The organism is Actinoplanes sp. NPDC021490, assembly GCF_055562135.1.
Genome location: NZ_JBVHFW010000008.1, coordinates 231,898 through 252,683 on the forward strand (window position 1 = coordinate 231,898; position 20,786 = coordinate 252,683).

General features: G+C 66.2%; 23 protein-coding genes and 1 tRNA gene. 9 read left to right on the forward strand and 15 right to left on the reverse strand.

What is annotated here, in order from left to right; all coding sequences use genetic code 11:
- Positions 1-35: 35 nt before the first annotated feature.
- From ACZ3I4_RS22735 to ACZ3I4_RS22770, 8 genes are all read right to left on the reverse strand, one after another.
- Positions 36-2,303 carry an FtsK/SpoIIIE domain-containing protein gene (locus ACZ3I4_RS22735; RefSeq protein WP_465383989.1) on the reverse strand — a complete coding sequence of 756 codons (2,268 nt, stop codon included), beginning with the start codon at positions 2,301-2,303 and terminating at the stop codon, positions 36-38.
- A 20-nt stretch (positions 2,304-2,323) separates the two neighbouring features.
- A complete protein-coding gene (locus ACZ3I4_RS22740) occupies positions 2,324-2,767 on the reverse strand; it encodes a DUF3307 domain-containing protein (RefSeq protein WP_465383990.1) in 444 nt (147 codons plus the stop codon).
- Between the two features lie 117 nt (positions 2,768-2,884).
- Positions 2,885-3,052, reverse strand: a complete 168-nt coding sequence (locus ACZ3I4_RS22745; RefSeq protein ID WP_465383991.1) for a hypothetical protein — start codon at positions 3,050-3,052, stop codon at positions 2,885-2,887.
- Positions 3,052-3,225, reverse strand: coding sequence for a hypothetical protein (locus ACZ3I4_RS22750; protein WP_465383992.1), 174 nt, complete (start codon positions 3,223-3,225; stop codon positions 3,052-3,054). The genes ACZ3I4_RS22745 and ACZ3I4_RS22750 overlap by 1 nt, the downstream gene beginning before the upstream one ends.
- Entirely contained in the window at positions 3,222-3,407 is a 186-nt protein-coding gene (locus tag ACZ3I4_RS22755; protein WP_465383993.1) for a hypothetical protein, read from the reverse strand. Before ACZ3I4_RS22755 ends, ACZ3I4_RS22750 begins: the two co-directional genes overlap by 4 nt.
- A gap of 68 nt (positions 3,408-3,475) precedes the next feature.
- Positions 3,476-3,652, reverse strand: a complete 177-nt coding sequence (locus tag ACZ3I4_RS22760) for a hypothetical protein (protein WP_465383994.1) — start codon at positions 3,650-3,652, stop codon at positions 3,476-3,478.
- A 28-nt stretch (positions 3,653-3,680) separates the two neighbouring features.
- The gene (locus tag ACZ3I4_RS22765; RefSeq protein ID WP_465383995.1) at positions 3,681-4,436 is read right to left on the reverse strand and encodes a DUF2637 domain-containing protein; all 756 of its coding nucleotides are present in this window, start codon (positions 4,434-4,436) and stop codon (positions 3,681-3,683) included.
- Complete coding sequence (locus tag ACZ3I4_RS22770) at positions 4,436-4,675, reverse strand: DUF6284 family protein (RefSeq protein WP_465383996.1); 240 nt, start codon at positions 4,673-4,675, stop codon at positions 4,436-4,438. The genes ACZ3I4_RS22765 and ACZ3I4_RS22770 overlap by 1 nt, the downstream gene beginning before the upstream one ends.
- Positions 4,676-5,406: 731 nt before the next feature.
- On the opposite strand from ACZ3I4_RS22770, the gene ACZ3I4_RS22775 reads away from it, so the two are divergent.
- From ACZ3I4_RS22775 to ACZ3I4_RS22800, 6 genes are all read left to right on the forward strand, one after another.
- The gene (locus tag ACZ3I4_RS22775; RefSeq protein WP_465383997.1) at positions 5,407-6,258 is read left to right on the forward strand and encodes a GntR family transcriptional regulator; all 852 of its coding nucleotides are present in this window, start codon (positions 5,407-5,409) and stop codon (positions 6,256-6,258) included.
- The gene (locus ACZ3I4_RS22780) at positions 6,258-7,157 is read left to right on the forward strand and encodes a glycosyltransferase (protein ID WP_465383998.1); all 900 of its coding nucleotides are present in this window, start codon (positions 6,258-6,260) and stop codon (positions 7,155-7,157) included. The genes ACZ3I4_RS22775 and ACZ3I4_RS22780 overlap by 1 nt, the downstream gene beginning before the upstream one ends.
- 805 nt (positions 7,158-7,962) lie before the next feature.
- Positions 7,963-8,577, forward strand: coding sequence for a DUF6082 family protein (locus ACZ3I4_RS22785; protein WP_465383999.1), 615 nt, complete (start codon positions 7,963-7,965; stop codon positions 8,575-8,577).
- A gap of 210 nt (positions 8,578-8,787) precedes the next feature.
- Positions 8,788-9,330, forward strand: coding sequence for a hypothetical protein (locus ACZ3I4_RS22790; protein WP_465384000.1), 543 nt, complete (start codon positions 8,788-8,790; stop codon positions 9,328-9,330).
- A gap of 19 nt (positions 9,331-9,349) precedes the next feature.
- Positions 9,350-9,955: a hypothetical protein gene (locus tag ACZ3I4_RS22795; protein WP_465384001.1), complete on the forward strand. Its 606-nt coding sequence runs from the start codon at positions 9,350-9,352 to the stop codon at positions 9,953-9,955.
- Positions 9,956-10,891: 936 nt separating this feature from the next.
- Positions 10,892-12,346 (forward strand): hypothetical protein, encoded by a 1,455-nt coding sequence (locus ACZ3I4_RS22800; RefSeq protein WP_465384002.1) that lies wholly within the window; start codon positions 10,892-10,894, stop codon positions 12,344-12,346.
- 178 nt (positions 12,347-12,524) lie between these two features.
- Here ACZ3I4_RS22800 and ACZ3I4_RS22805 read toward each other — a convergent pair whose 3' ends face one another.
- The 3 genes from ACZ3I4_RS22805 to ACZ3I4_RS22815 are packed head-to-tail and all read right to left on the reverse strand — an operon-like array spanning position 12,525 to position 14,286.
- The gene (locus ACZ3I4_RS22805; RefSeq protein WP_465384003.1) at positions 12,525-12,818 is read right to left on the reverse strand and encodes a hypothetical protein; all 294 of its coding nucleotides are present in this window, start codon (positions 12,816-12,818) and stop codon (positions 12,525-12,527) included.
- A complete protein-coding gene (locus ACZ3I4_RS22810; protein WP_465384004.1) occupies positions 12,815-13,912 on the reverse strand; it encodes a WXG100 family type VII secretion target in 1,098 nt (365 codons plus the stop codon). Before ACZ3I4_RS22810 ends, ACZ3I4_RS22805 begins: the two co-directional genes overlap by 4 nt.
- Positions 13,909-14,286 carry a hypothetical protein gene (locus ACZ3I4_RS22815; protein WP_465384005.1) on the reverse strand — a complete coding sequence of 126 codons (378 nt, stop codon included), beginning with the start codon at positions 14,284-14,286 and terminating at the stop codon, positions 13,909-13,911. Before ACZ3I4_RS22815 ends, ACZ3I4_RS22810 begins: the two co-directional genes overlap by 4 nt.
- Before the next feature lie 696 nt (positions 14,287-14,982).
- On the opposite strand from ACZ3I4_RS22815, the gene ACZ3I4_RS22820 reads away from it, so the two are divergent.
- Both ACZ3I4_RS22820 and ACZ3I4_RS22825 read left to right on the forward strand, forming a co-directional pair.
- The gene (locus ACZ3I4_RS22820) at positions 14,983-15,216 is read left to right on the forward strand and encodes a hypothetical protein (protein WP_465384006.1); all 234 of its coding nucleotides are present in this window, start codon (positions 14,983-14,985) and stop codon (positions 15,214-15,216) included.
- A gap of 408 nt (positions 15,217-15,624) precedes the next feature.
- A tRNA-Sec gene (locus ACZ3I4_RS22825) sits at positions 15,625-15,715 on the forward strand.
- Between the two features lie 19 nt (positions 15,716-15,734).
- On the opposite strand, the gene ACZ3I4_RS22830 is transcribed toward ACZ3I4_RS22825, so the two are convergent.
- Positions 15,735-16,319 (reverse strand): hypothetical protein, encoded by a 585-nt coding sequence (locus ACZ3I4_RS22830; RefSeq protein WP_465384007.1) that lies wholly within the window; start codon positions 16,317-16,319, stop codon positions 15,735-15,737.
- A 15-nt stretch (positions 16,320-16,334) separates the two neighbouring features.
- Positions 16,335-17,237: a LysR family transcriptional regulator gene (locus tag ACZ3I4_RS22835; protein WP_465384008.1), complete on the reverse strand. Its 903-nt coding sequence runs from the start codon at positions 17,235-17,237 to the stop codon at positions 16,335-16,337.
- Between the two features lie 71 nt (positions 17,238-17,308).
- Here ACZ3I4_RS22835 and ACZ3I4_RS22840 point away from each other — a divergent pair, with 71 nt between their 5' ends.
- Positions 17,309-17,725, forward strand: a complete 417-nt coding sequence (locus ACZ3I4_RS22840; RefSeq protein ID WP_465384009.1) for a RidA family protein — start codon at positions 17,309-17,311, stop codon at positions 17,723-17,725.
- Here the strand turns inward: ACZ3I4_RS22840 and selB are convergent.
- Both selB and selA read right to left on the reverse strand, forming a co-directional pair.
- Positions 17,706-19,475, reverse strand: a complete 1,770-nt coding sequence (gene selB, locus ACZ3I4_RS22845) for a selenocysteine-specific translation elongation factor (RefSeq protein WP_465384010.1) — start codon at positions 19,473-19,475, stop codon at positions 17,706-17,708. The genes ACZ3I4_RS22840 and selB overlap by 20 nt on opposite strands.
- A 1-nt stretch (position 19,476) precedes the next feature.
- Entirely contained in the window at positions 19,477-20,778 is a 1,302-nt protein-coding gene (gene selA / locus ACZ3I4_RS22850) for an L-seryl-tRNA(Sec) selenium transferase (RefSeq protein ID WP_465384011.1), read from the reverse strand.
- Positions 20,779-20,786: the final 8 nt, after the last annotated feature.

Sequence of the window (20,786 nt, forward strand, 5' to 3'; positions counted from 1 at the left end):
TTCAGCCCGGCCGGTTCCGGCTCGGCCGACCGGCGCTACCGACCCCTCTTGTCGTCACGCTCGGTGATGGCGGCTTCCAGGTGGGCGAGGCGGATACCTTTGCGGGTCTTCTCGACCCCGGCGTCGACCGGGGCGTCGGCCGGGCGGACCTGTCCAACATCGACAGTGGGGCTCTTCCAGCCGGGCGCTTCGGCCTTGATCGCCGCCATCAGCGCGGCCTGGGACTTCCACCGGCCGGGGTGGCGGGTCTCTACCCGGGTGTAGATGACGTCGCCGTGCAGGGCGATCTCATCGCCGATGAACACCGCCCGCACGTCGTCGAGCGCGCTGTGCGCCGGGGCCGCACCGACCTGCTCGACGATGCCCGCTGCCGCGCCGATCAACGTCCCGGCCTTGGTCCGTGCGGCCAGCGCGGACGCCACGATGCGCTTGACGTCGGGCAGCACGAACGTGGTCCGCACCCGGACGGGTTCGCCGCCCTCGGAGCCGATGAACCAGCACGAACCCCGGTCGTCAGCGGCCGAGCCGGCCGCACCCCGGCGGAACGCGGTCGCGTCGACGCCACGCTTGTAGGCGCCGGTGCCCAGGATCATGTCGTTACCGGGCTGGCCGTTCTGGTGGAACGCCACCCGCACGATCGGCAGCGAGCTGATCCCGGACGGGATGGAGTCGGTGTCGGTGCGCTGCGAAGCGATCTCCACGTGGATCCCGCAGGCCCGGTCAATCTTCATCAGGTCCGTCAGCAGGGCGGCGATGTCCTTGCCGTGGATCGGGTCGCCCAGACCCTCATGCACCTCGTCGATGATGACGAGGATCCACGGCATCTTGTGCTTGGCCGACCTGGCAAGCCGGTCGGTCAGTGCGGCGGCGTTGTTGTCCAGCAGCTCGGAGCCGACCTTCTTCAGGTCGGTCAGGACCTGGCGACGGCGGATGATCTCCTTCTTCAGACCGGTGAGGAAACCGACCAGCTGCCGGGCGGTCTCGGTGGGGTCGGCGTCCGCACCGTAGGCGAAACAGACCGGCTCGAGTTCGGCGTAGTCGCCCATGCCCTTGAAGTCGAACACCGCCAGCTGGGCGCCGTCGACGTCGGCGGCGGCCAGACACGCCAACCCGATCAGATACGCGGTCTTACCCGAGCCGGGGGTGCCGGTGGTGATGCCGTTCGCGCCGGGCAGCGGCCACCGCACCGGCCGGTTCCGCGGGTCGTAGCCAACGGTGCACGGGGCGCCGACGTTGACCGGCTTGCCGAGGTAGGCGAACCGCTTCGGCTTGGTCTGCCCGGGGTCGATGTCCAGCACCAGGATCTCCACGTGCCCCGGCACACCCGTGGGTGCCTGCGACAGGTGCACCATCGCCGGGGGGCGCTTGAGGCCACCGGCGATGACGATGGACTTGGCCATCACCATCTGCGTGGTCACACCCGGAACCGGGTGCGTCTCGGCGATTTTCCCGCCCGCAGCGTCGTCGCGGAAGATGACGTCGACCGGGGAGTGGCCGGCCTTGACCACGTCGCGGAACTGGCCGATGCCGGTGGCCAGCAGAGCGCCGGTGACGGTGTCGTTGGTGACCGGCGGGTACGGCGACGGCTCCCGGAACTGCGGGAAGAACGGCTGCGTGCGCGCCCGGCCGTACCAGACCAGCCAGCAGCCCAGCGCCACCCACGCGGCCAGCGCGCCGGTTCCGGCGTTGCTGCGGATCATGTCGCCGCGACCCAGCCAGATCAGCAGACCGGCCAGAGCGGCGAGGCAGACCAGCGGCAGGATCGTGCGGGAGCGGACCACCCGGCGGCGGTCCTTGACCTCCCGGTGCCGCTCGGCGCGGGCCTTCAACCAGGCGTCCACGTCGGCCTTGCCGTCGACCGCACCGGCGGTCTGGTCAGCGATCGTCAGGGCCTGCCGGTCGTCGACGTAGTTGAAGAAGTCGCTGACCGAGCGGGCGATCCCCCGGAACCACCAGCCCGACGCGCGGACACCCCACGCGCCGAGCACCACGAACGTGTTCCACAGGTAGCGCCACTTGTAGGTCCACAACCGGTGCAGCTTGTGCTTCCAGCCGACCGCCCATCCCCACTGCTTCAACTCCGGCGGCGCGTCCGTGACCTGCGCGGCCACGATCTCGCCTTCCAACACGTCGGTCTGCGCAGCACCGGCCGGAGCGGGCACCACGTCGTCGGGCACCTCGGACGGGACGAGAGTCGCGTTCTCACGGCGCTGCCGGGCCGCTTCCAGGTCGACCACCTCACCGAGTTCGGGCTCGGTGGCCGTGAGGACGTCGGGCTGGGTGGAGGTTCGCTCGGTGCTCACGGTGTCTGTCCTCCGACGGTTCAGGTGGCGATGACGAGGGCGGCGATGAACAGGAACAGGTAGTGGAAGGACTGATCGAGGGCGTAGGCGCCGGTGCCGAGCGACGGGTTGTCGTCGTGGCCGGGCCGTGGGGTGCCGAGGGCGTAGAACGTTTCGGAGCCGGTCAGTTCGGCCAGCCGTCGCAGCGGGATGCGCCGGTCGGCCAGGTAGTGGGTGGCCGCGGAGACGGCCAGCCCGGTGAACACCGGGCCGGGCCGCAGGTCGAGGCCGGTGGTCAGGGCGAGGGCGCCGAGGAATCCGAACGCGGTAGCGGTGTAGGAGGCCACATGCGCGGCGCAGGCCCGGCGGCCGGCCGGTCCGGGCTGACCTTTGCAGTCGGCTTGGTGCTGGGTCTGGATCCAGTGGTCGGCGAGCTGATGGGCGACGAACAGGGCGGCGAAGACAGCGGCGAATGTGGCGGGCATGAACGCTTCCTTCCGGACGGGCCGGGGACGGTGGCGGCGTCCCCGGCGCGGAGGGCGACATGGTTCTCGGCGCGGCACGGGCTTCCATCGCGTGAGGGCCATGCCGGTCGGGCGGGGTCAGCTCTGGTCGGCCTTGCGTTTCTGCGCTGAGGCGGCCAGGCGCCGCCGGGTGGCGTCCGTGCCGAACATCGGCGGTGCCGCTTTCTCCGCGCGGCGGCGAAGGTCGGCCATCTGCCGATCGTTGATCGTGTTCGGCGGCGTCCGGTCGCGGTCAGCAGTGGCCATCAGCGCTTCCTCCCGAACAGGCCTCGCACGGCGGCGACGGCGACGTCACCGGCGACTCGGGCGATCTGGTTCTCGCGGATCGTGGTGTGGTCCTCGGTGCTGCCCTTGGGTATCCGGCCCGCCTCGATCCGGCCGGTGTCCGGGTTGAGCTGACCGCCGGTGCGGCGGGTCATCGCGTGCTGCCGATGGAGCGGCGGTCGCGGCCGGCGGCGGCAGCGGCGCGCTTGCGGTCGGCGATGGCGTCGGCGGCGCGGGCGGCGTCCTGAGCGGCCTTGATTTCTGCTGCGCTGCGCTCGGGCTTGGTGCCGCGCCCGAAAAGGTTGCTTGCCATACTGGGTTTCTCCTGACGGTTCATGTGACTGGATGGGAGACCGGCGGTACGGCGCTGCTTTGGACGGCTTTGGGCCGTGCCGCCGGGCGGAACTAGCGGTTCTTGTGGCGCTCGTGCCAGCGAACGGCGCCATCGACGCGGCCGCGAAGCTCGGGCGTCATCTCGGCGCGGATCTGGTCTTCCTTGCCGAGTTCCTTCAGGCGCTTGGTGAGCAGGTCGATCACGCCAGCGGCGGCGGCCTCGTCGGGGTCGTAACGGTGCTTGGCCATGGGACGGTGGTCCTCTCTGGTGGTCGGGTCAGGCGGCGATCAGTTCGGGCGTTTCCGCAGGAACCGGGGCAGATGGTGACGCATCGGTGACGCGCTGCGGCAGGTGACGGCGGGCGGTCGACACCGACACACCGGCCTTCTTGGCGATCTCGGCGACCGGAGCGCCGGGCAGCTTGGCGGCGGCCTTGGCCACCTTCTCGGCCGACGCCGGGCGCGGCGTGACCCGCTTCGCCGGGGCCTTCTTGACCGGCATCGGTGTGACCGGCGGTGCGGGAATCTCGGGCTCGGTCACCGGTTCGGCCTCGGCCGGCTCGGCGGCCGGGACGGCGGCCGGGACGGTCGGCGTGGTCGCGGGTGTTGCGGAGGGCGGTGTCTCGGGGTCGGACAGGGCGCGGATCCGGCCGCCGATTTCGACCAGGCTGATCGAGGCGACCACGATCAGGCCGTCCACGCTCAGCGGCAGCAAGTACGGGCTTGCGTCGGTCTCGCCGTACTTGGAGGCCACGGCGACCATGTGCCAGTACGACACCCACGCGGCGATGCCCGCGATCACCGCGGTGGCACCGAGCCGGACGTAGGAGGTCCAGCCCCGGCGACCCGGGATACGCGAGATCAGCTCCACGGCCAGCAGCAGCGCCAGAGGCGACCACGCCGAAATGGCCTTGCTGATCGGGCTATCTGCGGCGTGCAGCACGTTGCCCGCTAGCGAGGCGGCGATGCCGAGGGCGAACACCGCTCGGGTGCCCCAGCCGATGCGCTTGAGCCGGGCGAGGTCCTGAGCCATCACGCCACCTCCCGCAGGGCGGAGGGACGCGCGGCCAGTTCGGCGGCGATGCGGGTGACGCGGGCGGTGGCCCGGCGCAGACGCCGCCGGTCCAGCGGCGACGGGCCACCGTGCTCGGCGGCGTAGATGTTGGCGATCTCGGCATCGAGCACGTGAAGCTCAGCCTCGATCAGCGGCCACTCAGCCTCAATCGCGGCCAGGTCGCCAGCGGACGGCTCAGGAAAGTCGACAGAATCCATGGTGCGCGGGTGTCCTCTCAGGAAGATCAGGCGGCTTGCGGTGCGCGGCGGGCAGTCACCCGGCGGGCGCGGCAGCCCTGGCAGCGGGTCTCGTCCGGCGCCATCGGCGCCAACGCGGTACAGCCCTTGCACTCACGCCAGCAGGCGCCCTGACGTGCGGTAACGCGTACGAACGAAGCGAGAGAAGCCATGACATAGATCTCCTTGCATTCGATCGGAGAACTAGAGAATGCGGTGCAGAGAACACCCGGCGGACCGGCCAGCCTCACGGGCGGCCGGTCCAACAGGAACGCGTCAAAGCTCGGCCTTCGGGCAGGCCGTTCGAATCGAGCTAGGTCTACTTGTCCGCCACCGCGCGCTCACGCCGTCGCCACCACCCGCAATGCGTCGCGGGATCGTGCGCCGGTCGCCTCATCGCATGCCCACCGCCGATGCCGACGGCTACGGGGCAGCCAGTGTTCTGCTGGCCGCTGAGCGGGGCCTAGACCTGTCGCTTAGTTGCTGGCGCCGCCTGGGTCGTTCCCCTGCTTCCCGGCGGGAGGTAAGGCACCTGACCGGTTGCTGTGCGGTTCGGTCAACACCGCCTCTATGGAGTTACCAAGCCGAGAACGGCTTGTCGCGTTGGCCAGTTAGCTAGCCAACTAGCGATGTCTTGAACGTAGGGCATGTCTCAGGGGTTGCGCAAGTGGTTAGCTAGCCAACTATCCAAGATCCGTGATTCACTGGCCAACATGCGTGAACCGACCGCGGGCGTCGTCCCCCTCCATCACCAGATCGCCGACTCCATCCGTGACCGAATCTCGACCGGTGACCTGCGGCCGGGTGACGCGGTGCCGTCCGTGGGGCAGCTGTGCGAACGCTGGAATTGCGCGCCCGGCTCAGCAAAGACTGCGCTTTCTGTTCTCAAGAACGAAGGTCTTATCACCGGGGGTCGAGGTAAGCCGGCCACAGTACGGAAACCTCCGACGCGCATTCGTTTAAGTGTCGACCAAACCCAAGCCGCCAAATCGATGGTTCTCAAGCCCGAGCGCGAGAGGCGCGTGCGCGGCTCCATCGAAATGACGGCTGGATTGACTCTTGATGATGTCATTTCGACACACAGGTACACCTTTATTGCCGCAAATGACGAGCTCGCCGAAGAATTTTCTATCAAGCCCGGATCGGAGTTGGTGCAGCGGAAATACGAGATGACCGAAAAGGACACCGGTCGCCGAGTAACGTGGAGCATTTCGTACATACCGCGAGAACTGATCGAGGGAAATCCGGCTCTGTTGGACGAGAGAAACGAGCCGTGGCCCGGCGGGCACATGCATCAGCTTTATACCGTCGGCATCGAGGTTGACAGGTTTGTTCGATCGGTAATTGCTATAGAGCCCAGCCCAGGGGATCGGCAAAAGTGGGGCATGGAATCGGGAGTGCCGCTTCTCTATATTCGCAGCAGGTCGATTGACACCCTCGGGCGCACTGTGGAACTTTCAGATGCTGCCTATCCGGCCGATCGAACTGAGATAACCTTCGTCGAGCAGTTAAAGCGATGGCCTAAGGGTCACCCAACCTACTCGCGTGAAGCGGAGAGCAAGTGATGACCCGTCCTTCGATTGATCCGGCGCTCGGACTCGACCTTGTCCCTTCGCGAACGCTCGCTGCGACGTCCGGAAAAGTTAGTGTCATCATCCCGGCGCATAACGAGGAAGCAACCGTTGCAGAGGTGGTGACGGAATGCTTCAAGGGAATTGAAATTCTAGGAACGCCTGGCGAGGTGCTCGTCAGTGCTAGCGGCTGCACGGACGATACGGCTCAAGTTGCGGCGAACGCAGGTGCTCGTGTCATCGAATCGCCAGCGGGAAAAGGCGCTGCTATCAAGGCTGGCCTCGCCGAGGTTGACGGCGAAGTAATCTGCCTCGTGGATGGCGACATCCAATACTTTGGCGATCGCCCCTTAGTCACAATCTTAGTGGAGCCCATCCTTCACGGCACAGCGGACGCGACCATCACGGACCTTTACTGGAGGCCGCTGTACCCGCAAATGTGGCTTCACGCCTTTTTTGCACCCTTGGCCGGCGCCCTCTTCCCGGAGCTATTGCCAAAATGTGGCTCGACTCCGTGGTCTGGGCAACGCGCAGCGATCAAATCCCTATGGCCGGCCGTCATGCCTGATGACTTCACCGTCGACCTCGCATTACTCATGCATTGGAATGCGGAAGCTCTTCGACTGCGTCCCATCGTGGCGGACGACTGGATCAATCCCCAACGACCAAAAACGGATCTAATGCCGCGGGAGTTTCGGCTCGTGGTTGACCACGCAATCCGGCGAGGGCGGATTGGTGAAGCGGCTCGGGCACCCCTTGCGAACTGGTTCGAGGCGGCTCACCGCATGATGGCGGCCTACCAGCCAGACACCGACGACCCACAGCAATTCGAGCAGAAGCTCTTGCTCGACTCGCTTGTCGAGCTGCGAGCGCACCTCTCAGGCACCCAATAGAGCACCCGTAGAGGTCGAGCTGATGTCAGAGCGCTCGACCTCTACAAAGGCCGATGGCTGCCCTCGCAGGTGAGCGCCGCCAACGTCCGTCGCCGACTCGGTACACGGTCACGGTCAAGCCGCATTGACGAGTCGACGGCCCGCGGCTAGCCCGTCGGCAGGCGTGCAGGAGCGGATCGAGACGCAGCGACCACAGGTCCATAGGTGGTTGAGGGGGATGGGGGCTGGCCGGCTGCCGACCAGGGCGGCCCGAGCGACGCGGCCGGGAACCGCGCCGGGCCGCAGTGCGGGTCACCGCCGTCGAGCGCCGGGGTTGGCGGCGCGTAGGGTGCCGGGCCGCTCGTCCATGCTCAAACGCGCTTCGCGTCGCAAGCGACGGCTACAAGTCGGCCGCCCTTCACCTCGGAGCCTCTGCGCCCCTCGGGCAGGTGTCGTGGGCAGGCCGATGGGCTGCCCTTGTAGGGGTGCGCGCCGCCAATCCCGGCACCGACTCGCCGCCAACTGCGAAGTACAGCGTCAAGGAAGGATTGACTGTCAATATCCTCGCGGGACACTAGGGTGGCGCGATGCCGAACCTCCGTGCAGCGCACGACCCTAGCCCAGACAAATGTTATTCGGGGTAGTCAGCCAGGATGGCGGGACATATCAAATGACAACAGGCTTCAGTCTCTTCAGTAGGATATCGGCCCTAGGGCGGCTAAGCTGGGCTGGCGTTGGGCTACTCCTGGTTGCTCTTGTCGGGCTCTCTCCAGCAGTAGTAGCTTGGATCGCCACGTCGAGAAACGATTGGAATACCTTGTCTGACGTGGGGCAAGTATACGGCCTCGCCTCAGCCGCCCTAGCTGCGTTGGCGTTGATTCTTGTCGGTTCGGGAATTATGCACCAAGCTCGCCAAACCAAAATAGCACAGCTCCAAACCAGTCGCGCAATGCAACTAGAGCTTATCAAGATGGCTCTGGAGGACCCTACATTGCAAGAGGGCTGGGGTAGGAGCGTCGACCTGCCTTATGACGAGTGGCGTATTCGTTCCTACTTAAATCTTATTGTGATGTACCTTCGTATGACCTTTGTTATTGGCGAGATGTCCGAGAAAGATCTGCGGCGTACGATGGCGAACCGATTTAGAACGCAGCTTGGCCGAGACTATTGGCAGCAAAGCCGGCATGCCCACCTTGCGGCAGCGACGACGCGACGTGAACGCGACTTCTTTCGCATCTCGGAGGAGGTGTACGAGGAGGCGTCACAAAGCCCAGTTCTGGCAGACCCGGAGCCGAATAAGATCGGCGAGGCGGCGGTTACATCGAGCCCCCATTCAGTAAATTCGAACAGCGGGGCCATGAAATTCTTGCTTGCAGGTGCGGTGGCCGGTGCAGTGGCCCTTAGTGGGTTCAAGTGGCTCCGGGGTAGAAGCAAACGTTGATGTGTGCGGCCCACTGACGGGCTGGGGAGGCGGCTGGGTGACTAAGTGAGTAACGATCGCCGGTGACTACTGCGGACAACGGTGGACGTGAGGGCGTGCTCCGACCTGGGACATTGGCGGTATGGACGCATGCTGACGCGTTCGGGGGCGGGGGGGGGGGGGGTTACTGTCCCGGATACGTTACTTGCCCCTCCCGGCTACCGTGACGCTGTGAATGTAGACTTCGGGAGCGTCCCCGATTGGGTCGAGGCCCTAGGAACGTCCGGCGCCTTGATCTTCATCGCTATCCAGCACCGGATCGATCGCCGACGCGATCGCAGTCAGAGGCAGGATGAGATTGACGCGAAGCGGCGCTTGGAATCCCGGCAGGCGCGCCTCGTTTCAGTGTCGGTGGGGAAGGGCTTCAACCACCGAGACGGCTTCACCTACGGCGTAGGGGTACAGAACGACTCCGCCGGCCCGATCCGGCAGGTTCAGGTTGTCGTCATCGACCGTGCCTCTGGCGCGAACAAGCTAGACAGTGAGTGGAAGCGAATAGACCGAATAGTGGCATTTCTTGCGCCCGGCGCTCGTCGTGACTTAGGGGTAAGGCCACTACTACAGCCACCATCGCCCAGCGACGGAAATGACAATTCCGGATACCGAATGCTTGAACAATCCTTGAGGGTTGGCGTGGAGTTCACCGATACCGACGGCCTGCGCTGGCGCCAGTTCGAGGACGGCAATCCCCAACCAGTGACAGCTCCCAATTAAGGCCGGTGCCGTACTAACCATGACTGCTACGGATGTCATTGCTTCGCTAGCAGGGCTGGTGGCACTCGGTGCCCTTACGGTGTCGATCGTTGCTGCTAGGTACGCGAAGCGCAGCGCCGTAGCCTCAGAGAAAAGCGCGTCCGCCGCGATTCGACAGGCGGCTGCGGCCGAAGCGTCTATTCCCGAGCGCGACAGCGAGGACAAGCAAGCCCGTCTGGTCTCCGTCACGGTGACGTGGTACTACGACTTCGAGGGAACGCACACGCTGCAGGAGCAGCCAGTACCCGGTTGGGTAGCAACGATGCGGGTGCTGAATGATTCGGCAGAGCCGATCCGCAACGTCGAGGCGATCCTCGCCGACCAGGAAAATTCAAAATCGGGCATCGCGGACTGGAGTGGGCGCAACGTAGTGGTGAGACCAGGAGAGCAAATCGAGCTGACAGTTATACCCCGCTTTCAGCAGGATGAGCCAGCGGACGACTACACCTGGTACGACGAAGAAAACCCTAGCCCTTGGATCCAGTTCAGCCGCCGATACCTGCCTGGCGTGTGTTTCACCGACGCCGCAGGCATTCGCTGGCTCCAGTCGCCTGAAGGCCCGCCCGAGCGATGGATTCAGTCCTAGAGCACACCTATGTGGTGTGCTCGGCGGCGGGGAATTAAGTGCCTCACATGTACCTGGCCCGGCCAGACTAGTACCTGGTGCTGCACCGGCGCTGGCCCGGCTGGCATTCTCGGAGTCGGTTCAGTTGGGTATTCGGTTCGCACCTCGTCGCCCTCCGAAGGCCCCAGCGGCTCAGATGGCGGCAAATGGGCGGCAATGACTTGTGTTGTTGTAGCGTTTGCGCTGTTCACACGAGGTGGGTGCTTCGGTCTTCAACACCGGTTGAACGCTGTTCGGACTCGTTCGGCGTCTGAGTAATGAAGCTGCGGTGATGGAGCTGCTGATCTTGTTCAGACTTTCTGTGCGCCTTCAAGGCGGCCGAAACGGGCCGCGCACGCCGCCGCCAGGGCGCGAGCCCGGCCCCTGGCAAGCCGGTCGGGGCCGAGCTCGCAGGCAGCCCGTCGGCTGGCGCGCACAAGCGGAATCGGGCCGCGCGGCTACAACCGGGCCATGGGGTAGCGAAGGCCGGGCGGGCTCGGGCCGGTCACGGAGGCCTGCGCGACGCGGCCGACCTGCATGCGACTGGCTGTAACGCGCTGGGCGGCTCGAGAACTGGTCGCCGTTACTGCACGCCTCCGGCGGGGGCGCTCCGGCTCCGGGGTGGTTGCCATCCCGGCACCCTCACCCCCGGGCAAGCCGAGCAGACCTCCGCCGGCGCCCGCCAGCCTTGGGTACCTAGCGTCAAGGCCGTCTTGACGTGGCGGACACCGGCGGAGGCCCGCTCCCACGATGGGCGGGTCGAGGGTGACGGGATGGCTTATGCCTGATCAGGCTGTGCCCGGTGGCCAACGTGGTACCCGTATTGGCCGTTACTCGCCGGAGACGTGGTCAGGCTAGCAACTAGCCAACGTCGACGATGCTCTTTGCAGCTACCCGAGCCCAATGGTAGAACGAAGTGTGACGATCCCTGAAGATCATTTCTTTCTCTTCCTCGGAAGTACCACTTCAGAGGCAAGTACGAGCAAGTTGAAAGCATCCGGCATTCGTTACGTCAATAAGCGCTTAGAATCGAACGCCGAAAACTGGGAGAAAATTCTCGATCTTTTAGCGAATCCGCTCCTGCTGGGCGTCGTCGCGAAGTTGACACGCCCGAACGTCGAACATATGGCCAGCGTGGACTTCAGGAGATTAACGAAAGTTCTCTTCGAGCGTCTTGCAAAGACGAGGCATCTCGTGATGGTTCACGAAAACATGATCGATCCCGGATGGGCCAGCCGACAGCTGGAAATCGACTCCGTTCCATCGCACCATAACGAAGAAGCCGAGTATTATCGCAAAAATTTCCCTCCTGAATTTTTTGAAAGGATGCTCGATGATAGCTCTTTCGGGAAATTCGATTACTACGACTCGGCGAATCCTAGGGGTTTTTTCGCACCTCCGGCGCCTGAGATGCTTTCGTTCGTAATAAGTCTAGTCAAGGACTATGGAATCAATCTCGTTCCTTTCACAAGCAATGCGGAGGTATCCACGCTAGGTGCCCGATTCGTCCAGCAAGCTGACAAGCACCTCATTTTCCGCGTTTACATTCCGTCGGGCCGACTCTGGGCCGCCGAGGCGGACAAACTTTTAGGCCTATTCCGCGATTGGCTTATGCGCATTAAGGGCAGGCGAGTCAGGCAAGATGGTTACAGCACGGGGGCTGGCACCGTCTATGAATTTTATGGCGATGAGACTTCTGCTGAGACCGGTTTGGTAAGCCAATTTGAAGAATTCTCGACTTTTCTTGACGAATGTGTCGCGAATCCACAAGGCGTCGTTAATAGGCTGGGCGGAGGTGAACTCAGCTCTAGCGAAGTTGACGAAATTGTTACAAGGTATTCGAAGGAAGCGCGACGATTGAAGACTGACCTACGTCATGCGCGGGAATCGCGGCTTCTATCATTGCGGCATCGACTCGAAGACGAGTTAACGGAGTCTGGCTTAACTGAAGCCGCGATCAATCAAATTGCAGAATCTGTCGTACCCTCGATCGAGGGTTTTGGATCGGCTCTCAATGGTCGTGGTTTGGGTTGGTCAATCGACTCTGCAGGAGGCGACGTAAATATTAATCTCAGCAGTCAGCAGATCGGTGTGGTCAATGGTATTGCCGCGCAGACGTTGTCCGGAACGGCAAATTATGGGCCAGAGACCACGAAGATTCTTGAGTTGATTGAAACGTACGGGAGTACCCAAGCGTCGAGTCTGACTTCCGCCGTCCACGAATTTGAGGACAATGACGCGCGGCCTGAAGACAGAATTTCTGCGCGTCAAACATTAAAGGCATTCCTGTTCGGCCTGCCGGGCCAAGTAGCTACTGCAGGTATAGGATTGCTGACGAAGTATTTAGAAGCCCGACTGGGCCTCGGCGCGTAATTGAGGGCAGTGCCGCAGGGCGTGGGAAGGCATGGGTGACCAACTGAGTGACAACGGCAGTGTTCGAGGCCGGACGTCCGTGGATGATGGTGGACTCTTCCAACAGCTCATAGCGGGTGCGGGAGCAGTTCACAAGCCCTTGATCGTTCCTTGACACGGAAGAAGTCCGCCCGGCTGGCTAGGACTGCTCCGATTGTTCGATGTACTTGTATCCGTCGGCCAGCAGCGCCTGGTGTTCGTCGTCGGTGAGGGTCAGGTAGCGCTTCCAGAAGGTGTCGAACCGGTCTGCGATTGGGGTGCTGTAGACGTCGCTGGCGGCGGCGTCGCGCAGGCTGAGGTTGCCGTTGAGGACGTCATGGGCCATCTCGCGCAGGGCAGGATTGGGGCCGTCGGCGAGTTTGGTGAGCAGTTGGTGGAGGGCGCGTGCGCGGTAGGGGTCGCCGCCGGCCATCTCGAGTAGTTCGGGGTTCATCGTGCGCCGACTTGGGCGAGCGGGTGTTGGTAGCCGGCACCACCCGGCAGTGTGGGCAGGGTGATGGTGTCGAGGTCGTTGAGCGCGGAGCCGAGTTTGGAGCGGAAGGCGAGAGCGGCGGCGCTGGCGAACTGGTAGAGCTCGGTGGCCTTGCCCCACATGTTGAGGATGGTGGCGACTTCGATCGCGGCGACACCGTATCCGGCGACAGCACCGACACCGGTCCATGATGTCGCGGTTCCTCCAGCGGCGGCGATACCGGCGATGATGGCGGCGTCGATCATGCCTTTGATGAGTCCGCCGATGGCTTCGCCTGATGACCAGACAGCGTCGGCCAGGGCGCGGTACTCCGTGGCCATGCTGTGCAGGGGCTCTTGCAGGGCGGCGATGCCGGTGGCGAGGTCGGTGAAGTAGTCGTTGGCGGCGTCGCCGGCATTGCCCTGCCATAGGGGATACAGGGTGGTCGCACCGGATTGCACGTTAAGGGCCAGGTCGTGCAGGGCGGCGCCGGTGTTGGTCAAGACCGGGGCCATGGTGGCGACGGCTTCCCAGTCGCCGGAGAAGCGTTCTTGGATCCAGCTGATGGGGTCGAAGCCTAGGACGATGTCGAAGCCTTTCATGGCCCACGAGGTGGGGCTGAGGTAGTCCATGAACCCGAGTGAGTTCGGTGGGTTCTCCGGTTCTGGTGGTGGCGTGAGCCGGTCGGTCGCCTGCCGGGGGTCGCCGAACGGGACGGGTTTGCAGACGATGGCGCTGAACTCGAACTCCAGCGGTGTGGCGCATTGCCGCAAGTTGGCGGGGAAGGAGCGGTCGATGGTGGCCGCGGCCTGTGTGTCGGTACCGAGGTAGTAGTCGGCAGTGGCAGTCAGTTCGGGGCCTGAGCCGCGCAGGATCGTGTCAAGGCTGGCCATGGTTGCGGTGATGGTGGTGAGCGCTTGCTGGTGGCTGCCCGAGGCGATTTGAATCAGTTCGCCGCCGGTGACCTGTTTGGCATGTGAGTTGATGTAACGCTTGATCGACGTAGCGTCGTCGGCTGCGCGGCCGAGTTGCTGCGCATATCCGGTAAGAGCACCGGGCTCGACGGTGAGTGTCATGAGCCGGCCCCGTAGCGGGCCAGGATGAGCAGACAGATACCCAGGACGGCGAGGACGACTGCGGCCAGCAGAAGCTGCAACGCTAGCCGAGGACGAGGGTTCGTCATGGAGAAGTAGCCGACGCCCAGCACGGCTGAGACCAGCAGGAGCAGCCGGGCCCACAAGCTGCTGCCTTCCGTGTCACTGAGGAACACGTCGGAGCCGACGAACAGGCCGAAGATGATGACCGCAGCGGCAACGCTGTGCCGCAAATTCCGATACGCATCGCTTTGGAAGCGGTAGATCGCCAGCTGGGTGTCATGCTCCAGCTGTTGCCGTTCCTCCGGCGTCTGTCCGTCAGTTCCGGCTTTACCCCACCGTCGTTGCCTCGCCATAGCCAGCACGGTAGCAAGACGACACATCGCCAGAAGTCGATCTAGGAGCGGCGCAATGTGCCTACCAGGCAGGTGACGTGCGACCAGATACTGGTGCCTACCTCAGCAGCAGGCCGCTGTCTACGCTGCGTAGCAAGAGCAACTTCGCCCCCGCCGTTTGGTATGACACTTCTTGGTGCACACTAAACGGCCCTAGGGCAGCGCGATTGAAGGAAACTGACGCTGCATCTGTGATCATCCAGTCACTCAAAGATGTCACCCTAAGTGACACTTCGATGAGTTACGAGCGGGCGGGGTTTGCGCTAGCATGCTGAGGTCTCCACAAGGGACGCACTTGCAAATGGATGTGCGGATGCACGTGCATCCGTAGCTGGGGCACAATCTCACGCTGTTGCTTAGCCCGCTTGATCAACACAACTGTCAATGCTGTCAGGGCTGCCTTCGAGTGATTTGCGTCGCACGTCGCAAAGCGCGCCCTACACAACGAAACCGGACATCTTCGGTAACCGTGGATGACACCGCCCATTCGAAAATCCCCGACACGAGGAGCGAAGCAAGATCCCTCGTCGAAAACAGGCGGTAGAACAGGTCGTAGCAACTAAGAACTCCGGTGGCGGCCCGCTCTGCGAAAACGGGCCGCCGTGCTGCTCCACCCAAGAACGGCCACACGAACGGTCCGCATCAGAGAGGAACAACGTGACTACCGTATCGAGCCCATCCGGTCAACACCAGAAAGATCCCAGCCATCACGCAGGAGTGATCAAGAAAGCACTCGCCGTTGCTGGCGCTTCGGGCGGAGGACTGACGCTCATCCTTGGCGCGGCAGCCTTCGGCGCCGTCCCGGCCGGACTCGCCTATCTCGCGATCTCGATTTTTGGGTTGATCGTGACCGTCACCGTCGTGGTGGTAGGTATCTATGTAACTCGCTAATAGCCGACTCGGACGGCAGGCAGTGGTCGGTTGCTGTACAGCAGCGGAGTACAGCAACCGACCAAACCCCGCAAGGCCTAGTGGTGCGACTACGGGTCGTCTGAGCTCATGCGTGACTTGTTTCAACCGTGTCGCCGAGTCCTCGATCGCGGGTATCTGGGTTATCACCAAGGTGGCTGTTGGTAGACCTGGCGCGTACCAAATCCGTGACAGGATGTTCGGTCATCGACGGGACGTAGCAATGAACGCCCTGATGTGCTGCCTGTCCGCGCGGGCGGCACCGCGTGACCTGTGTGGTCGCGCGCCAGGTTCGGGCCAGGCGGGGCGGCTGGCGCCGGGAGGTCAAATCGATCCCTCGACTGTCCGCGGCAAATCCGTGGCAACGAATGCTCGAATCGTTGCGTTACCGCAGGTAAATCCCAGTGTGGAGTCCGGTCTTCAAAACCGGTGTGGCCCGGCATCCGGGCCAGGCGGGTTCGATTCCCGTCCGCCTCCGCCAACCAGCGTCCGCAGGAGACTCAGAATCCTTCCTTGAACGAGAACTCCTCGGCGATGAATTTACGCATGCGGGATGAGGCATCTTCGATTTTCCGGAGTGCGAAAAGCGCCTGACCCCGCACTACCCGGAATGCTTCCCTGGATGCGTGGGCCTCCATTTGCGCCACGAGTATCTCCGCGGCCGACCGGACCACTGCGGCACGAGACGCGTACGCGTCCGCTGCTCGTTCCGCCAGCTCGGGCGCGTGGACAGAAAGCTGCGGATCGATGGCGGACAGGGCGCGGGACAGTTCCTGAAGCGCTCCTACCAGTTTGTGCATGGCGGACTGAAGCATCCCGTGCGTCCAGTCCGCCGGATAGAGATCTCGACCCAGCGCGCGTTCGTAGGTTTCGTCGTCATCGGCCTCCGCCAGAATTCCCAGGACCCGGACAAAATCCTCGCTCCGCGTCTTCACTTCGCCGAGTGCTCGATGCAGGTCGTACGCCAGGTTGCGAGCCTTGTCGGGTCCTCTCCGGCGCTTCAGCCGGTCGTTGAGAGCCGACTCGGCTACACCGCGCAGAAGATCGGCGACCCAAGTGAGCGCAGCAACCTCTAGTCCCGGCATGGTTCTCAGTCTCGCTCACCGGGTCCAGGCCGGGTCGATGGCGGCGTGCAGGAACGGCAGGAAGCGGTCGACTGTGGCCGGCCGGGTGCGGCCCGCGGCGGTGGCGGCGTAGATGCGGCGGGTGGGCTCGTCGTCCCGGTGCAGGCGCAGCAGGGCCACGTCGGCCGGTTTGCCTCGCATGGCCAGGGCCGGCACCAAGGCGACGCCCAGGCCGGCGGCCACGCAGCCCAGCTTGCCGGTCCATTCGGCGGCCACGATGTCGATTCGGGGGTGGAAACCTGTGGGCAGGGCCGCGCGCAGCAAGGTGGACTCGGCGTCGGCGGAGCCGGCTATGAACGGGTCGTCGGCCAGTTCCGACAGGCGGACCGTGCGGCGGCGGGCCAGGCGGTGGTTGCGGGCGACGGCCACCAGGAGGCGTTCGTCGAGCAGGTGGTGCAGTTCGAAACGGGTGGTGTCGATCGGGCCGGCGGGGGACTCGCTCACGATCGCCACGTCGGCGTCGCCCGCGGCCAGCCTCTCCAGCAGCTTGGGGGTCAGGCCCTCGACCAGACTCAAGGCAATTTCCCCGTACGCCACCCGGAAGTGCGACAGCGCCCCAGGAACGAGCGCCGCGACGGCCGTCGGGAAAGCACCTACGCGCAGCCGGCCCGTGCCCGCCGAGCGCAGGTCGTCGACGGCGCGGCGGGCGGCGCTGAGCCGGTCGAGGATCGCGTCGGCGTGCGGGAGCAGGGCGCGGCCCTCCTCGGTCAGCGTGACGCCGCGCGGCCGGCGGTCGAAGACCAGCGAACCGATCTCGGCCTCCAGGGCGGCGATCTGCCGGGACACCGCGGACTGCGTGTACTGCAGTCGCCGCGCGGCCGCGGTGATCGAGCCGGCGTGGGCGACGGTGCGGAACACTTCCAGCAGCCCGGTATCCATGACGCGACAGCATGGCAGACATGCATGACATTCGCTGGTCGCATGGATCTGACGGCTCTAGCGTCGTCGGCATGGTGCACATGACGCTCGACAATCCGGCCACGGTGGCCGCCCCGTTCGCCGACCGCTTCGCCCACGTGGCCCGCATCGACCTGCCCGGTGGCGGCGCGCTGCTGATGCTGGCCGGGCAGGTGGCGGTGGACGACGACGGCGAAGTGGTGGCCCCCGGCGACGCGGGGAAGCAGGCCGATCGCATCTTCGAGATCGTCGCCGGTCTGCTCGAGGCCCACGGTTCCGGCCTGGCCGACGTGCTGCACATCCGGACGTTCATGACGAGCCTCGACGACCTGCCCGCCTACGGGTCCGTCCGCCGCCGCCTCTTCCCGGCTTCCGGCCAGAACCCACCGGCCAGCACGACCGTGGAGGTGAGCAGGCTCTTCCTGCCCGGAGCGGTGCTGGAGGTGGAAGTCACGGCTGTTGCCCGGTGACCCGGCGGCGGTCGTCGGGGAGGCGTTCCGTGAGGTTGCGACGGTCCAGGAGTTCGAGGAGCGGCACGGCCACCCGGCGGGTGGTATCGAGGGCGCGCCGAGCCTCGCTCAGGGTGAACGGCTGGGGCAGGGCGGCCAGGGCCACGGCGGCGGCGTCAGCCGCGCCCGCGGCCAGCACCACCTGCGGAGCGAGCTGGATGACCAGGCCGGTCCGGGCGGCCGCGGCCAGCTGGCGGGGGCCCAGGCCCAGGGCGGTCAGGTTGTTGGCCTCGGGGGCGGCGAACGGGCCCAGACCGTCGAAGGCCTTGGCCACCAGCGCGACCAGTTCGTCGGGCGGGCCCGCGGCGCCCGCGGCGACCCGGCCGGCGCGGACGGTCAGCGGGGCCCGGACGAGCGCGGTCACGAGCGGGCGCTCGGGCAGGCCGAGGCGGTGCCGCAGGGCTTCGACGGGCATGCCGGGCTCCAGCGGATGCTCCCGCTGATAGGCCACCACCTCCGCCGGCAGCCGCTCGCCCAGGGACGCCCAGTAAGCCGGATCGGCGTACCAGTCACCGGCGACGGGCGAGGCGGCGGAGCCGGTCGTGGGCGAGGGGAGGGGGACGCCCATGGCGGCCAGGTCGGGGGCACGCAGCAGGAGGCGGCGGGCGAGTTCCCCGGCCAGGGAGGGGTGGCCGTCCATGCTGGTCAGGACGGCCGCCCGGGCCGCGGCGGCACCCCGGCGCTTGAGGCCGGGCGGTGCCACATCGAGGACGGTCACGCCGCCGGCCACGTGGTGCCGGCCGGGGTCGCGCAGCAGCAGGCGGTCGCCGATGCGCAGGGGGAGCGGCTGTTCGAGGCGGAGCCGCGCGGTGTCGGCCCCGAGCGGGCGGACGCGTACGGGAACCGCGGCCGACCCGGCATGCAGCGTCATCGTGGCCGGGAGGCTCGCCACCGGGTCGCCGTGCAGGCGGATGTCGATCAGGTCGGTGGGGCGGAAACGGCCGGGGGTCAGCAGGGCGTCGCCGCGGCCCACGTCGTCCCGGGCGGTGCCGCGCAGGTTGACGGCCACACGCGCAACGGCGGCGACCGAGCCGGCGGGCTGACCGAGAGACTGCAGGCCCCGTACGCGGACCGTGGCGCCGCCCAGCATCAGCTCGTCGCCCGCCCGCAGCGTGCCGGCGCCCAGCGTGCCGGTGACGACCGTGCCGGCGCCCTTGACCGTGAAGGACCGGTCGATCCACAGCCGTACGGGCGCCGACGTGTCGGGGACGGGTAACGACGCCACCAGGGAGTCGAGGGCGGTGCGCAACTGGTCCAGGCCCTCGCCGGTCACGCCGCTCACGGCCACGGCCGGGACCACGCCGAGCGGGGTCGCGGCGATCTCGGCCAGGGCGGCCTCCGTGGCCGGGCCGGGGTCGGCCAGGTCGCGGCGGGTCACGACGAGCAGGCCGTGCCGTACGTCGAGGGCGGCCAGCGCGGCCAGATGCTCGGCCGACTGTGGCATCCAGCCCTCGTCGGCGGCGACCACGATCATCGCGGCCGGGACCGGGCCCAGGCCGGCGAGCATGTTCGGGACGAAACGCTCGTGGCCGGGGACGTCGACGAAGGCCACGGTCTCGCCCGAGGCCAGCGTCGTCCACGCGAACCCGAGGTCGATCGTCATGCCGCGGCGGCGCTCCTCGGCCCAGCGGTCGGGTTCCATGCCGGTCAGCGCCCGCACGAGCGTCGACTTGCCGTGGTCGACGTGCCCGGCGGTGGCCACGACGTGCATGTCAGTCCGCCTGCGGGGACACGGCGACGACCATGTCGGCCAGCACGCTGTCGGACTCCGGCGGGACGCAGCGCAGGTCGAGCAGCAGCCTGTCCCGTTCGACCCGGCCGACCACGGGCGTGGGGGCGGAACGCAGCGGGGCCGCGTACGGGGAAGGCAGTGACAGCGACCACGAGGGGAGCGTGACCTCGGGGGCTCCGCCGCCGCCCACGACCGCGCCCGATTCGACGAGCTCGGCCGGGATGTCGGCGGCGGTCAGCCGGGCCAGGACCCGCGAGGTGCGTTCCCGCAGAACGGAGGGAGCGATCCGCAGCGCGTCCCACGTCGGCGTGGACGGGCCGGTGAGGGTGGCCTGCAGGGCGGCCAGGGTGAGTTTGTCGACGCGCAGGGCACGGGCGAGCGGATGCCGGCGCAGCTGGGCGATCAGCGTGGCCGTGCCCAGCAGCAGGCCGGCCTGGGGACCGCCGAGCAGCTTGTCGCCGCTGGCGATGACCAGGGCGGCGCCCTCGTTGAGCGTGGTGGCCGCGTCGGGTTCCGCCGGCAGCAACGGGTCGGGGGCGAGCAGCCCGGAACCGATGTCGGCCACCACCGGCACCCCGAGACCGGCCAGCGAGGGGATCGACGCGGCGCTGGTGAAACCCCGTACGACGAAATTGGAGGGGTGGACCTTGAGGATGAAACCGGTGTGCGGGCCGATCGCCCGCTCGTAGTCGGCCCGCGAGGTGCGGTTGGTCGTGCCGACCTCGCGCAGCCGGGCGCCGGTCGACTCGAGCAGGTCGGGCAGCCGGAAGCCGTCGCCGATCTCCACCATCTCGCCGCGGCTGACGATGATCTCGCGACCGCCGCCGGCCAGCGCCGTGGCCGCCAGCACCAGCGCGGCCGCGCCGTTGTTGACCACGTGCACGTCCTCGGCGGCCGGGATGGCGCGTTGCAGGGCGGCCAGCGCCGTGCGGCCCCGCTTGGCCCGGCGCCCGGTGGCCAGATCGAGCTCGACGTCGGTGTGCCCGGCCGCGGCGACCACAGCCTCGCGCGCGGCGGCGGAGAGCGCGGCGCGGCCCAGGTTGGTGTGCAGGACGACCCCGGTCGCGTTGAGCACCGGCCGGAGCCCGCCGGGCAGGCCGGCCAGCGCGGCGTCGACCACCTCGTCCGGCTTCAGGACCCCGTCCCGTACGCGCTGAAGAGTGGCCACGACCGCGGCCTTGACCGCCGCCCGGCCCTCGGTCTCGATCGCGGCCGCGAGACGGGGATCGGCCAGCACCACGTCGGTGCGCGGAACGTGCCGCCGCGGGTCCACCATGGCCATCACCCTAG

Coding starts and splice junctions, on each gene's coding strand:
- ACZ3I4_RS22740 (WP_465383990.1), bottom strand. CDS start 2,767: ATGCCCGCCACATTCGCCGCTGTCTTCGCCGCCCTGTTCGTCGCCCAT.
- ACZ3I4_RS22745 (WP_465383991.1), bottom strand. CDS start 3,052: ATGGCCACTGCTGACCGCGACCGGACGCCGCCGAACACGATCAACGAT.
- ACZ3I4_RS22750 (WP_465383992.1), bottom strand. CDS start 3,225: ATGACCCGCCGCACCGGCGGTCAGCTCAACCCGGACACCGGCCGGATC.
- ACZ3I4_RS22755 (WP_465383993.1), bottom strand. CDS start 3,407: ATGAACCGTCAGGAGAAACCCAGTATGGCAAGCAACCTTTTCGGGCGC.
- ACZ3I4_RS22760 (WP_465383994.1), bottom strand. CDS start 3,652: ATGGCCAAGCACCGTTACGACCCCGACGAGGCCGCCGCCGCTGGCGTG.
- ACZ3I4_RS22765 (WP_465383995.1), bottom strand. CDS start 4,436: ATGGCTCAGGACCTCGCCCGGCTCAAGCGCATCGGCTGGGGCACCCGA.
- ACZ3I4_RS22770 (WP_465383996.1), bottom strand. CDS start 4,675: ATGGATTCTGTCGACTTTCCTGAGCCGTCCGCTGGCGACCTGGCCGCG.
- ACZ3I4_RS22775 (WP_465383997.1), top strand. CDS start 5,407: ATGCGTGAACCGACCGCGGGCGTCGTCCCCCTCCATCACCAGATCGCC.
- ACZ3I4_RS22780 (WP_465383998.1), top strand. CDS start 6,258: ATGACCCGTCCTTCGATTGATCCGGCGCTCGGACTCGACCTTGTCCCT.
- ACZ3I4_RS22795 (WP_465384001.1), top strand. CDS start 9,350: ATGACTGCTACGGATGTCATTGCTTCGCTAGCAGGGCTGGTGGCACTC.
- ACZ3I4_RS22805 (WP_465384003.1), bottom strand. CDS start 12,818: ATGAACCCCGAACTACTCGAGATGGCCGGCGGCGACCCCTACCGCGCA.
- ACZ3I4_RS22810 (WP_465384004.1), bottom strand. CDS start 13,912: ATGACACTCACCGTCGAGCCCGGTGCTCTTACCGGATATGCGCAGCAA.
- ACZ3I4_RS22815 (WP_465384005.1), bottom strand. CDS start 14,286: ATGGCGAGGCAACGACGGTGGGGTAAAGCCGGAACTGACGGACAGACG.
- ACZ3I4_RS22830 (WP_465384007.1), bottom strand. CDS start 16,319: ATGCCGGGACTAGAGGTTGCTGCGCTCACTTGGGTCGCCGATCTTCTG.
- ACZ3I4_RS22835 (WP_465384008.1), bottom strand. CDS start 17,237: ATGGATACCGGGCTGCTGGAAGTGTTCCGCACCGTCGCCCACGCCGGC.
- ACZ3I4_RS22840 (WP_465384009.1), top strand. CDS start 17,309: ATGGTGCACATGACGCTCGACAATCCGGCCACGGTGGCCGCCCCGTTC.
- selB (WP_465384010.1), bottom strand. CDS start 19,475: ATGCACGTCGTGGCCACCGCCGGGCACGTCGACCACGGCAAGTCGACG.
- selA (WP_465384011.1), bottom strand. CDS start 20,778: ATGGCCATGGTGGACCCGCGGCGGCACGTTCCGCGCACCGACGTGGTG.